The 12,881-nt window shown below is 64.6% G+C and carries 12 protein-coding genes; 3 read left to right on the top strand and 9 right to left on the bottom strand.

Features of this window, described 5'->3' with window-relative positions:
* Window positions 1-27: 27 nt before the first annotated feature.
* From DBR16_RS13205 to DBR16_RS13225, 5 genes are all read right to left on the bottom strand, one after another.
* Window positions 28-885, bottom strand: coding sequence for a dienelactone hydrolase family protein (locus DBR16_RS13205; RefSeq protein WP_109261692.1), 858 nt, complete (start codon window positions 883-885; stop codon window positions 28-30).
* A 3-nt stretch (window positions 886-888) separates the two neighbouring features.
* A complete protein-coding gene (gene purH, locus DBR16_RS13210; RefSeq protein ID WP_109261693.1) occupies window positions 889-2,478 on the bottom strand; it encodes a bifunctional phosphoribosylaminoimidazolecarboxamide formyltransferase/IMP cyclohydrolase in 1,590 nt (529 codons plus the stop codon).
* Between the two features lie 76 nt (window positions 2,479-2,554).
* Window positions 2,555-4,270: a heparinase II/III family protein gene (locus tag DBR16_RS13215; protein ID WP_109261694.1), complete on the bottom strand. Its 1,716-nt coding sequence runs from the start codon at window positions 4,268-4,270 to the stop codon at window positions 2,555-2,557.
* 5 nt (window positions 4,271-4,275) lie between these two features.
* A complete protein-coding gene (gene rpe, locus DBR16_RS13220; RefSeq protein ID WP_109261695.1) occupies window positions 4,276-4,938 on the bottom strand; it encodes a ribulose-phosphate 3-epimerase in 663 nt (220 codons plus the stop codon).
* Window positions 4,939-4,981: 43 nt separating this feature from the next.
* A complete protein-coding gene (locus DBR16_RS13225) occupies window positions 4,982-6,286 on the bottom strand; it encodes an RsmB/NOP family class I SAM-dependent RNA methyltransferase (protein WP_109261696.1) in 1,305 nt (434 codons plus the stop codon).
* Between the two features lie 46 nt (window positions 6,287-6,332).
* Here DBR16_RS13225 and DBR16_RS13230 point away from each other — a divergent pair, with 46 nt between their 5' ends.
* Together DBR16_RS13230 and DBR16_RS14155 are read left to right on the top strand one after the other, a co-directional pair.
* Window positions 6,333-6,539: a DUF1674 domain-containing protein gene (locus DBR16_RS13230; RefSeq protein WP_109261697.1), complete on the top strand. Its 207-nt coding sequence runs from the start codon at window positions 6,333-6,335 to the stop codon at window positions 6,537-6,539.
* A gap of 63 nt (window positions 6,540-6,602) precedes the next feature.
* A complete protein-coding gene (locus DBR16_RS14155; protein ID WP_267894811.1) occupies window positions 6,603-7,859 on the top strand; it encodes a hypothetical protein in 1,257 nt (418 codons plus the stop codon).
* On the opposite strand, the gene pyrF is transcribed toward DBR16_RS14155, so the two are convergent.
* The 3 genes from pyrF to DBR16_RS13250 all read right to left on the bottom strand — a co-directional run bounded on the left by pyrF (window position 7,856) and on the right by DBR16_RS13250 (window position 10,465).
* A complete protein-coding gene (gene pyrF, locus DBR16_RS13240) occupies window positions 7,856-8,542 on the bottom strand; it encodes an orotidine-5'-phosphate decarboxylase (RefSeq protein ID WP_109261698.1) in 687 nt (228 codons plus the stop codon). The two genes, DBR16_RS14155 and pyrF, sit on opposite strands and share 4 nt — an antisense overlap.
* Before the next feature lie 3 nt (window positions 8,543-8,545).
* Entirely contained in the window at window positions 8,546-9,382 is an 837-nt protein-coding gene (locus DBR16_RS13245) for an SDR family NAD(P)-dependent oxidoreductase (RefSeq protein WP_109261699.1), read from the bottom strand.
* Window positions 9,383-9,553: 171 nt separating this feature from the next.
* Complete coding sequence (locus DBR16_RS13250) at window positions 9,554-10,465, bottom strand: cupin domain-containing protein (protein ID WP_109261700.1); 912 nt, start codon at window positions 10,463-10,465, stop codon at window positions 9,554-9,556.
* 176 nt (window positions 10,466-10,641) lie between these two features.
* Here DBR16_RS13250 and DBR16_RS13255 point away from each other — a divergent pair, with 176 nt between their 5' ends.
* A complete protein-coding gene (locus DBR16_RS13255) occupies window positions 10,642-11,106 on the top strand; it encodes a hypothetical protein (RefSeq protein WP_109261701.1) in 465 nt (154 codons plus the stop codon).
* Here DBR16_RS13255 and DBR16_RS13260 read toward each other — a convergent pair.
* Window positions 11,103-12,728, bottom strand: coding sequence for a Na/Pi cotransporter family protein (locus DBR16_RS13260; protein WP_109261702.1), 1,626 nt, complete (start codon window positions 12,726-12,728; stop codon window positions 11,103-11,105). The two genes, DBR16_RS13255 and DBR16_RS13260, sit on opposite strands and share 4 nt — an antisense overlap.
* Between the last annotated feature and the right edge of the window lie 153 nt (window positions 12,729-12,881).

The raw sequence follows: 12,881 nt of genomic DNA on the forward strand, positions 1-12,881 counted from the left end.
ATGGGCGAGGATGCCGGCTGCGTAAAGTCAGTCTTGCGTTTCGCGCAGAATTTCAATCAGCCTCGCCCGCAGCCTTGCCGCGGCTTCCGCATCATAGGTCATGCGCGGATCAAGGGCGGGGGCGTCGGTATCGTCAAAGGCGTGTGTGACGCCCTCCCAGACGTCAAAGGTGATATCGGCGCCTGCCGCCACGGCCTGCCGCGCCAGACGTTCGCAATCTCCGCGCGGGGCCACCCGGTCGCGTTCGGCGAGGATCATTTCGATCGGTGGCAGCCCGGGGCCAATCCGCCCGGACGCCCGCGCCGGAAATCCGCAATAGGGATAGATCGGGACAATGCGGGCAACACCGTCAAAACCGGTCTCACCGTCTGTCAGCGAAGGTGGACGCACGCCTTCACCCGCAAAGCTCATCGCATCCAGCAGCGTCCAGCCGCCATGGCTCCAGCCTGCCAGTACCAGGCGCTCAGCATCAATACCGTCGGTTTCACGGGCAATTTCCAGCGCGGCAAAGACATCGGCGGTCCGCTCCTGCCCCCACAGGCGCAAGGCCGAACAGACCTGCGTCATGGCGGCGAACCGCCCGACTCCCCGGGGTTCAAAAGAATCGACGATGATGGCGGCAAACCCGGCATCGGCAATCGCCTCGGCGTGTGCCAGATGCATGGGCCGTTCTCCGCCGCAGCCATGAAAGAAAATGATGGCCGGCACGGGCCCGTCCACGGCCCCGGGACGGACAATCCCGATTCCGGGCCGCAACATTTCCACATGTTCACTCAGTGTCCGCTCCGGAACAAGCAGACCGGACAGATTCTGGGCGGCCGCGGCCCCGTAGACCACGCCGAGCCCCAGAAAGAGCAAGCCCACCCGGATCAGCCAGCGGCGCATCCCTTAATGCCGGAAATGCCGCATGCCGGTGAAGACCATGGCAATGCCGGCCTCGTTGGCCGCCGCGATCACCTCTTCGTCGCGCACCGAACCGCCCGGCTGGATGACACTGCTTGCGCCGGCCTCGACAGCCGCCATCAGCCCGTCCGCAAAGGGGAAGAAGGCGTCCGAGGCGCAGGCGGACCCGATGGTCGCTGGCTCATCCCAGCCATTTTCCTGTGCGATCTCGACAGCCTTGCGCGCGGCCAGCCTGGCAGCTTCGACACGGCTGGTCTGTCCCATACCGATGCCGGTCGTCATTCCGTCCCTGGCATAGACAATCGCATTGGATTTGACGTGTTTGCAGACCGTCCAGGCAAACAGCAAATCCCTGATGGTGGCCTCATCCGGTGCGGTTTCGGTCACCGTCTTCAGGTCGTCCGCACTGGCGAGCCCATTGTCACGCTCCTGCACCAGAAGCCCGCCCGCCACTGTCTTGGCAGTCCAGCTGTCCTGCCGCGGATCGGGCATACTCCCGGTCAGCAGAATCCGGAGATTGGCTTTTTTGGAGAGGATATCGAGGGCCGCCTCGTCCGCACCGGGCGCGATAATGACTTCAAGAAAGAGCTTGGTGAGGCCATCGGCTGTCTCCGCATCGATCGGACGGTTGAACGCCACAATGCCGCCAAAGGCCGAGATCGGATCCGCCATCAGGGCCCGGTCCCAGGCATCGCGAACCGTCTTGCCCAGTGCGACGCCACAGGGATTGGCATGCTTGACGATCACGCAAACCGGTTCGTCTGAAAATTCCGCGGCCAGCTCGAACGCGGCATCGGCATCCGCCAGATTATTGTAGGACAGTGCCTTGCCCTGAACGACTTGCGCGGTGGCGACGCCCGCCCGGCCGGCCCCATTGGCATAGAAAGCCGCTGCCTGGTGCGGATTTTCGCCATAGCGCAGCTCCGACAGGCGGGTCCCGCCAAATGTCCGGAAGGCTGGTGTCTTGTCGCCCAGCGCGTTCGCGAACCAGTTGGACACGGCGGCATCATAGGCCGCTGTCCGGCCATAGGCCTTGGCCGCAAGCGATTTGCGAAGCGCAAGGGGCGTCGCACCGGCATGGTCGTCCATGGCATCCAGAACCGCATCTGCATCCTCATTGTCGACACAGACAGCAACAAAGGGGTGATTCTTGGCGGCGGCGCGCAACATGGCCGGGCCGCCAATATCGATATTCTCGATACAGGTCTCGAAGTCCGCGCCGGCGGCAACGGTGGCTTCAAACGGGTAGAGATTGACGAATAAGAGGTCGATATCGGGAATGCCATGCTCCGCCATGGACGCCCGGTCGCTTTCCAGATTGCGACGGCCCAGAAGCCCGCCATGCACCAGCGGGTGCAGGGTTTTCAGGCGCCCGTCCATCATCTCCGGAAAACCGGTGACCTCGGTCACGTCCCTCGCCGCAATCCCCGAACCCTGCAGGGCGCGCAGCGTTCCGCCCGTGGACAGGATTTCCACGCCGAGCGCGATCAGGCGGCGGGCCCGGTCTTCCAGCCCGGTCTTGTCTGACAGGGAAATCAGGGCGCGGCGGACAGGAATAAGGTCAGTTTGGCTCATGAGAGGCAGACACTTTCACTTGATTGGATTGGCCGTCGATTATCACGCGAAAGCGGCAAGGCAAAGACAGGAACGCTTACGTCCCGCCAACGCGGCCCAGCCGCTGAAACGCCCAGCGCACACGGTTGGGCGGGCGCTCCCCGGCTCCGAAAGGCTCGGCTTCACCCTGGACAACGATTTGCGAGGATCGTTTCGGGCTCCCCCCGGCCGCAAGATAGACAGACCGTTCGATCCGGATCGGTCCGCCATCGGTGCGGAAACGCCAGCCATCGCCATTCCCCAGCACCAGAAGCGCGCTCATGCCGTCGCGGGCCAGCGAAGCCTTGACGCCGGGATGCAGGTGAAAACGGATGGCAAACCGGTATCGCCGGTCCACATCATCCGGCGGCCCGTCCTCGACCGGACGGAACAGGCCGTCCTCGCCGCGTAGATCCCCGCCATCCGCTGCCAGAAACAGGCGCCGCCGGTGATGCAGGCCGAAGCTGGCGTGATAGCCGTCCTGGCTGGCCTCGATCCAGGTGCCGATATCCTCTTCATTGCGCCGGGCGGCGACCATTCCGGGCTGATGCTCGAATCGGGGCCCCAGAAGCGTCCGGCGCCAACCCGGGGGCACCAGGCGGGCAGAGGAGGTTTCTTCCAGGGTCAGCGTTGAATGCGCCGCTGTGGCCCGCACCGCTTCCCGCCAGCTGGTCGGCTGGTGTTCTGCCCATCCGCAATTGACGATTATGCGGTGTCCGCCCGCCGCCAGCTCGAAAGCGAGCGTCCCGGCATGCGCGGAGACCGAGGATGGCCCCTTGACCGGTTTGCCGGCATCCAGAATCAATAAGGCACCGCCCGCCTCGATCCGCTGATAGCCGCTATTGGGCGCAAATCCGAAAGATTTCGAGCCGGTATCGCGGGCCGACAGGATGAGGTCAAGCGCCCGGCGGTCCCCCTCGCCACCCCCCTGGAATGACGCCAGCCCGCCATCACCCAGACGGAAGAAACGGACGATAGGTGCCATTCTGTCCATGGCCCGGCTGATCACTTCCGGTGTCTCGCGATTGGCATGGGCCTCCGCGGTATCGATCAGGGTCAGCAGGGTGAGGATTTCGGCGGCAGCAGAAGGTGAGCGGCTGCAATGTCCGCCATCGGTAAAAATCTGCCGCGGCAATTCGGCTTCGAATATTTTCTGTCCCGCCTGACGCAGGCTGTCGGTCTCGAGCGCCGCGCCCGCAAGCATGAGGGCGGCGCCAGTGCGGATATGATCCAGATCGGTATAGCTATGGATGGCCGACCGTTTGAGATGCCGGGCCTGGCGCATAAGGGATTTCAACCGCTCCGGCTCGCCCGCGAACAGCGAGCCGGCCAGAACCCAGTTGATGACGCGCACGGCGCTGACTTCCGGCGCCCAGGAAAAGCTGTTCCATTTGCCAAAACCGGCCATCCAGGCATCAATCAGCTCGCCGGCGCGGGCCCTGGCTTGTCCATCCTTGCAGGCCAGCAAGTCCCGCAACCACGAAAACCCGTGAAGCGCACGGGCAAAACGCTCCGATGGCGCGGGCAGGGAAAAAGGATCATCGCTTTCCAGCACCTGTCCGGCAAATGCGAAACGGCCATCCAGAATCGCGGCCCCGCGTGCGGCATCTGCGCCCCGTACATCTTTCAACGGCGGTGAAAAGGGAGTTTGCGGCAGGCTGCCTGCCGACAATGCATTCGCGCCGCCGATCGAATTGAGCGTGTCAAAAAGCTCGCGCCTGATCTTCCGGCTGATCGCTTCGGCATAATCTGAAATCCGGACCACACGGGTCATTGCGGCTAGTCTCCCCGAAGGGCTTTGATGTTTGCCGCATAACTGGCGGGGCCGCCCTTGAATACCGCCGTTCCCGCCACCAGCGCTCGCGCTCCGGCATTCACGCATTGCCGGGCGGTTTCCGGATTGATCCCGCCATCAACCTCGATGATCACGTCCAGACCGCGCCTCTCGATGGTTTTCGCCAGCGCTTCAATTTTCCGGAGCTGGGAGGAAATGAAGCTCTGGCCACCAAAACCCGGATTGACGCTCATCACCAGCACCACATCCAGCTCGTCGAGAACATGATCAATCACGGTCTCGGGCGTGGACGGGTTCAATGCCGCCCCGGCCTTGCAGCCTGCGCCCTTGATGGCTTGCACTGTGCGGTGAAAATGCGGGCCGGCTTCTGGATGCGCCGTGATGATGTCCGCGCCAGCCTCGGCAAAGGCCTCGATAAAAGGGTCAATCGGCGCAATCATCAGATGGCAATCAAACGTCTTTGCCGAATGCGGCCGCAGGGCTTTTACAACGCCCGGTCCGATGGTCAGATTGGGCACATAATGTCCGTCCATCACATCGACATGGATCCAGTCGGCGCCCGCAGCGTCAATCGCACGCACGTCCTCGCCCAGCCGCGCGAAATCGGCGGACAGAATGGAGGGAGCAATCAGGACGGTGTCTGCCATGCAATGCGCATAACAGTGCGCCCGGGCCCGCGCAAGCAAGCCGTCAGACTTTGCCGCTTTTCCGCAATCGCGCGATGAAGAAACCGTCAATTCCGCCGCGTGTGGACCACATGTCGGGCGTCAGCCGCACAGAACCGGAATCCAGAATGGCGCGCTCCAGCTCTGGCAGCTCGTCCGGCAGAATCCTGTCAGTCTCCAGGTCCGGATTGCGCGCCAGCCCGCGCTCAAGCCAGCCTTCGCCTTCCTCGGGCTGCAGCGAGCAGGTGCAGATCACCATCCGCCCGCCCGGTTTCAGCAGGCGTGCGGCATTGTCCAGCAACCCGTCCTGTATCGGGACGAGGGAGGCAATGTCATCTTCATTCTTGATCCACGCAGCATCCGGGCGGCGGCGCAACGTCCCGGTTGCCGAGCAGGGCGCATCCAGCAGGATGGCATCAAAGGAGGCGTCTTGACCCCAGCTTTGCCCGTCCGCCGTGACACATTCGGCGGCAAGCCCGGTGCGGCCGAGATTGTCCGCAACGCGCCGCATGCGTTTGGGCGAGGCGTCGAGCGCCGTCACGGATGCGCCGGCCGCAGCCAGTTGCATGGTTTTGCCGCCCGGTGCCGCACACAGATCCAGAACGGTTTCACCGGGCTGCACATCGAGCAGGCGCGCGGGCAGCGCGGCTCCGGCATCCTGTGCCCACCACGCACCCTCATCAAAGCCGGGCAGGGCGGTGATATCGCCAATGTCCGGCTTGCGAAGCGTTCCGGTCGGCAACACCTCGGCCCCGATAGCTTCGGCCCACTTTCCGGCCTCGTCTGCGGATTTGAGCGAAAGGTCCAGCGGCGGATCGCCCATGACGACAGCACAGATCGCCTCAACCGTCCGCATGCCATAGGCCGCCTGCCAGCTTTCGCGCAGCCAGTTCGGCAGATTGTCTGACAGCGGCGTTGCATCGGCAATATCCTTGCCGCCGGCCACGACTTTGCGGAGCACGGCATTGATCAGGCCCGAAAACCGTTTCGATTCCGCCGAGGTCTTGGCCAATGTCACCGCTTCGGACACGGCAGCATGAGGCTTGGTGTCCAGAAACAGGATTTGCGCGACCGCGGTTTCAAGCAAGAGGCGCGCCTCGCCGGCATGATCGGGCAGATCGTGTTCGAGAAAGGCTGACAGCACGGCGTGGATCTGACCGCGGCGGCGTAGCGTGGTCGCCGAGATCATCCGCGCAAAGGCCTTGTCGCGCGCTTCCATGCGGGCGAATTCGGGCGTCTGCGACAGCGCGGCATCCAGTGCGGTGCGGCTTTCCAGCACAAATTTCAGGGCGCGCACGGCGGCGCGGCGGGCATCGAGTCCGGGATTCATGCGCGCGCCCTAGCATGTCGCGTTCTGGCGCGCTATCTCCCCGTCCATGAGCACGTCTGAAACACCTCCCGCGGGCGCCGCGCCCGGAAAGCAACTGAGTGCAGCCGCGAAACGCGCGCTGGAAGAGGCCGCACGCCGGCGCGAGCAGGCCCAGGGTGCCGCCGAATCTCCCAGGGAAATCAATGGCCCGGCTGGGCCCGAACCCACGCGATTCGGAGATTGGGAACGCAAGGGCGTCGTGTCGGACTTCTGAGCGCTTCGCCCGCCAAGGGAAACCGCTATTCTCTGGCACGGCTTTGGCATTAGCATTCTGTTAATGAACAAGATGCTCGCCTCCTTCCTCGTTCTCGCGGCTGCCGGTCCGGCGGTGGCGCAGGACCATAATCGCCTTCTCGGTGGCCAAAATATCCCGGCCGGGGCACAGATTCGCTATGCGGAATGTCCGGCCGGTACACGTCAGATTTTCCCGGAAGGTCAGTCCGAGCCCATCTGTGTGGTGGATCGTTCCGGCACATATTCCGGTGCTGGCCATTCGGGCACAATGTCCGGCGGATATGAGACCGGCGCCTATAGCGGATATGACACCGGCGGCAATTCCGGTCCGGCGACCTCGGTGGACTATCGGTCGGATTATACGCCGGAAGGATATATTTTCAGGAATAACGAAGGCAGTCGCCTTCTGAGGCAACCCACATCTGGCCGCTCCCGGTATTCCTATATCGATGACGGCGATTACATTCCGAACAGCTCCGGACATCGAGATGATACGGGACGCTACGAGTCAGATCGATATGCCGATTACCGCGGAGGGCCGCATGGCCCCCGCCGCATGCCGGGTCATCCCTGTGTGATTCTCGATCCGGTCCCGACCGAAACCGAGTGGAATGCGTCTGGGGGGCCGTGCCGCCTTGTCGATGTTCCGCGGCGTCCGCCGCATTATGAGCCGCCGCGATACGAACCTCCACGCTACGAGCCGCCACGCTATGTTGTGCGCGAGGACAGCTATTACCGACGCGAGAGCGAATACACCCGCACCCGTTATGCGCGCGAATGGCATGGCCAGGATGGCCGCTACTGGCGCGATTCGGGCGGTTATTCCTCGGGCGGCCACTCATCTTCCTGTGGCTGTGACCATCATCACCGGCATCACAGCGGCTGTGGGCATTCCAGCGAATATGCGACCTATACCGGCCCGATCTTTCCGGGTGTCGGTGGCCGTTCCCCGGTCTATTATGGCGGCGGAGGCGGCACTTTCATCATCCAGAGTGGTGGCGGACGTTCGCGCGCCTTTGCCGGCAGCGGGGCCGGATCGAATGCCGGTTCCAGCGCCAATGCCTCGGCCAATGTCAATGTAAACACCAATGTCCGCGTCAATACCGGCGTCCGCTTTACGGGCGGTGGCGGTGGCCATGGCGGGGGTGGTTATGGCGGTCACGGAGGCGGCGGATATGGCGGAGGTCATGGCGGCGGCTATGGTGGCGGCGGCTACGGTGGTGGTGGCTATGGCGGTGGCGGTTACTCCGGCGGCGGTTATGGCGGCGGGGGTTATGGCGGAGGCGGCGGCAGCTATTAGGCCGCGCCCATCTCCTCCAGGATTTTCCGCGCGGCGTCAGCCGAATCAGAAGCGGCATTGACCGGCCGTCCGACCACCAGATGCGTCGCGCCATTGCGCAAGGCATCAGCAGGAGTTGCCGCCCGCGCCTGATCATCCTGGCTGGACCATGAGGGCCGGATGCCCGGCGTCACGATCAGAAAGCCGTCTCCGAATTTTTCCCGGATTTCAGCGGCTTCCAGCGGGCTGGCGACAATGCCATCCATGCCCGCTTCCAGTGCCTGTTCGACCCGCCGCATCACCAGATCGCGCGCGCCCATCCGATAGCCCATCTCGGTCAGCATGGCATCATCATAGGACGTCAGCACGGTCACGCCGAGCAGTTTCAGATCCGGATCATCGCCGCGCCCGGCCACCGCCGCCCGCATCACCGGCGGTTCGGCATGCACGGTCAGCAAATCCCCGCCGCGCGAGGCAATCGACCGCGTCGCCTTTTCCACCGTGGTGGGAATGTCGTGCAGCTTGAAGTCCAGAAACACTTTCTTGCCCTGGCGGCGCAAGCGCTCACTCAGCTCCATCCCGCCCACGGGCAGGAGTTGCAGCCCGATCTTGTAGAAGGAGACCACCTCCCCGCATTGCGCGGTCATGGCCTCCGCTTCGGCGGTGGAGGGCAGGTCGAGGGCGACGATCAGACGGTCTTTCATGGCCTACTCCGCCGCTTGTGTGGCTTGGGCGCGCTTCATGGCGCGCCGGGCCTGCTGCGCAATCAGCCATTCGCCCACCGGATCGGGCAGAACCCGCATCAGCCCGGTCATGAATTTATACCATGCCCCCGGCACGCTGACGGCTTTGTTGCGCTCCACGGCATCATAGGCGGTGGCGGCGACATCCTCGGCTTTCAGCATCCAGTAGGAGGGCAGTTGCGAAACCGACTGGCGCGCCCCGTTCACATCATGGAATTCCGACCAGGTGTAGCCGGGACAGACCGCGGTGGCGTGAACATTCTTGCCGATCATTTCCGCTTTCAGCGATTGTGACACCTTGATCAGAAGACTTTTTGCGCCGGGATAGATTGTGCCGGAAAACCGCGTATGGCCGGGCGAGACCGGCAGCAGGGCGGAAACGGACGAGACATTGATGATGCGGCCGAACTTGCGCTCTTCCATGCCCGGCAGGACGAGGTGAATCAGCTTGAGATAGCTGGTCACCATCAGCTCGAGGAAGCGCGCCTGATCGGCCCAGCCGGTTTCGGTGAAATATCCCGGCTGTCCGGCCCCGGCATTATTGACCAGCCCGTCGATCTGACGGCCGGCCTTTTCGATTTCCGCGAAAATGCGCTCCGGCTCGCCCGGCCTGGAAAGGTCGGCCGGAATGACCAGGCTGTCGACGCCATTCTTGGCCTTCATTTCCGCGGCCAGATCTTTCAGACGGTCTTCGCGGCGGGCGACCAGCGCCAGATCCCAGCCCTTTGCGGCGAATTGCCGGGCCATGGCATCGCCGATGCCGGAGGATGCGCCGGTGATGAGAACGAGTTTGCGGGCCATGTATCAGTCCTTTGGCGGCGGAAAGCGGGGATAAAACTGGAATCGGGAGATTTTGTCTCCTACTACGACTCCTACGATTTTATCCACGCCGGAGGCAATCGGTGAAAGATCACAGCCCCACTATAACGCCATCCGGCCCGCCGTGGAGACGCGTTCTGCCATGCCCGGCCGCTAGCCCGTAAAACCGCGCTCCACCACGAATGTGCGCGCCAGCGTTTCCGGCCGGGCCTGCCGCGGTTCGATCACGCGCAGCCAGCGCGCCAGCGCAAATTTCGGCAGCCAGCCGAAACCCGGCCGCGCTTCCAGCCCGCCTTCATAACCGGACCGCTCGCGCAGCCAGGCATTGGCCAGCACCGCATTGGCCCGCATCAGGGCGGCGGGCGTCATGTATTCGACCGACAGCGAGACATTGAGATCCGGCCCGTTCTCGATCCGGTGCGGCCCGTTCTGCGGCCAGGACAGCATGTCGCCGGGCACCAGATCGAAGACCTGCGCCCCGGCATCAAAGCTGCGATCATAGGGAATCGCCTCGGTCGTTGCCTCGCTGACCACACGCTCCAGATCCCGTGCCGCGATGAAAGGCGATTCCCGCGGATAGACGAAGATCCGCTTGCGGCCCCGCACATGGAACAGCATGACGCGCGGCACATCGAGATGATAGGACACGCGCGCGCCGGGCGAGGAGATCAGCAGGGCCAGGTCGGTGCGGAACGGCATGAAGCCGGGCAGGGCGCGCTTCAGCTCGCTGAAAATCTGCCGGTTCATGCCACCAAGATAGGCATCGCGCGCGCTCGATCCGCGAAGATTGAGCCACAGATTGCCAGCCTTCACCGCCTGCACCAGCTCGGCGCCTGAAATATCGCCCAGCCGCCCCCGCTGCCAGCTGTCCGGCCCCTCGCCCATCGTGTAGACGCCCACATCCTCGCGCGGATAGCGGTCCAGCAATTCGGCCAGCCCCGCATCGGTGAACAGTGGATCACCGCCCAGATCATGGGCATGACGCGTGACCGCGCTGCCGAAAGCGCGCCGCGCCTTCGCATCGAATGGGCCGGACGGAAAAACACGCGGGCAAGGGGCAGGCATGGCAGGGCTCCACAATCGCTGTCCGGACCGGAGGCGGCGGGCGTTCCAACCCGGAACACATCCCGCCTGGCCGGCCCGTCCGGACAGGCCTTGCCGCCGGATACGCAAGATGGAGGCCGGACCGGCTTGCCGGCCCGGCCCGGCTTGCGGCAGGATGGCGCAAAACGGAGAGGCGCATGACCGTCATTCAGCAGCTGGGACGCCTTTTCGTGCGGCGCTTTCTGTTTCCGGCGATATCTTTTCTGGGCGCCAGCATGGTGGCCAGCGTGTGCGTCTCCATCGTCTTTTTCATCATTGCGCTGTGGGGCGGGGACGAGCCGGTTTCCTTCGCCGGCCTGTTTTCCATGCTGATCATCGCGATCACGCTGGGCTTCTATATCGCCGCTTTCGCCGCCTTTCCGGCCCTGCTCCTGATCTGGGGGATGCGCCTTGCGAAAATCCCCCGCGGATGGACAGACGCCCTCGCCGGTGCGCTCACCGGTGCCGCGATCATGCACTTTATTGCGCATGGCGCATCGGCCATCACCCAGCCGCCCTCTCCCATCATCGGCCTGTTTGCGGTGGCGGGGCTGATCGGCGGAGCGGTCTACTGGAATTTCACGGGACGGCCGCGCCCGCCCTATGCCTTCCTGCACGATTAGGCGGTCCGCTCCGGGGTTTCAGGATCCAGAAGGCGGTCGCCCTTGACCATCTGCTCGGTCAGGCGGCGGACATGGCTGAGCGCATCCAGCGCCGCGTCCACCGCCTCCGGTCCCGCTTCGCCCTGCGCGGCGGCCCGCAGAATTTCGGACTTGGCCAGCTGATAGGCGGTTTCGAAGGCCTCCAGCGCGGCGTCGCGTCCGCTGGCATGGCCGGGATCGTCCGGTCCCGCCGATAACGTAATCGCCCGCCTTGCGCTGTTCAGCGCCTCCCGTGCCGCGTCTCTCGCTTCCGCCCCGCCCAGCGCCGCAATGGCGGGGCGCGCCTCCAGCGCTGCGGGAGAAAGCCGCGCCGCCTCCTCGAAATAACGTCCGACGCGCAGCATGACCGGCAGCGCCTCGGCTTCGCTGCGCGGCATCTCCTGCATGCGCAGCCGGGTGGCAAATTCGGTGATGGCGCGGCCCAGCTGGCGGCAGGCAACCGCGCGCCGGGCCAGCGCACCCCGCGCGCCCGGCTTCGGCGAAAGCGCCAGCCCTGCCAGGGCCGCGGCCTCATCATGAAGCCGTGCCAGCTCGGCCCGGATCGCGGGCAGGGCCAGCGCCGGCGTGGCGCGCAGCGTGATGTCGAGATGCCGGGGCCGCGAGATGTCGTCCTCCGCCGTGCGGAACAGGCGCTCCAGCCGGGCCGCCAACACCCCGGCAAGGGGCAGCATGACGATCAGGCCCAGAATATTGAAACCGGTGTGGAAAATCGCCAGCATCATCGCCGGACTTTCGCCGGGCGTCAGGGCGTGGCTGATCCAGCCGGCCAGCATCAGCATCAGCGGCAATAGAACCAGTGCGGCGGCCCCCGCGATCAGGTTGAACGCGATATGTCCGGCGGCGACACGGCGGGCGTTTGCGGTCGCCGTCAGCGTGGCGAAAGCGGCGGTGGACGTGGTGCCCAGATTGGCCCCGATCACCGCCATCGCCGCGCCGGGCAGGCCGATCAGCCCTTCGGCAGCGGCGGTGAAGATAATGGCAATGGAAGCCGAGGAGGACTGGGTCAGCACCGTGATCGCGAATCCGGCGAGCAGAAGCAGCGCCAGCGGGCCCGGCCCGCCTCCGGCCGCAAAGCCGAACGCCTCGGCGCCATAGGTCTCCACCACGCCCGCGAAAGCGTCCTTCAGCACCGACAGGCCGAGGAAGAACAAGCCAAAACCGGTCAACGCCTCGCCAAGACCCTGCAGACGCTTGCCAGCAGCGAGGAAACGCAGCAGCACGCCCAGGGCTATGACCGGCAGCGCATAATGCTCGACCGGGAAGCCAATGCCCGTCGCTGCCACCAGCCAGCCCGTCATCGTCGTGCCGATATTGGCGCCAAACACGACGCCGAGGGCCTGCCGCAGGGACAGAATGCCGGCATTGACGAAACCGATGACCGCCACGAGGACCGCGCTGGAGGATTGCAACACGCCGGTGATCAGCGCTCCGGCGGCCACCCCGCGCAGGACCGAGGAGGTCCAGCCGCGCAACAAATCGCGCAGCCCCCCGCCCGCGGCGGCCTTCAGCCCGTCCGTCATCATCGCCATGGCCAGCATGAACAGGGCCAGCCCGCCCGCAGCATTCAGCAGGATCATCAGCATAAGGAGCGTCCGGAACAGATCATGGCGCGCAGACTAGCTGCGCCCGCGCACCGTGAAAACAACCCTTGTTTCAGACATGAAAGTGCTGCGCGTCCGGCCGCAACACCCTTGCCTCTATCCGTCGACCGGGTCAGAGTTTGCGGGGTCCGGGGG

This window comes from Hyphobacterium indicum (assembly GCF_003129605.1).
Lineage (GTDB): Bacteria > Pseudomonadota > Alphaproteobacteria > Caulobacterales > Maricaulaceae > Hyphobacterium > Hyphobacterium indicum.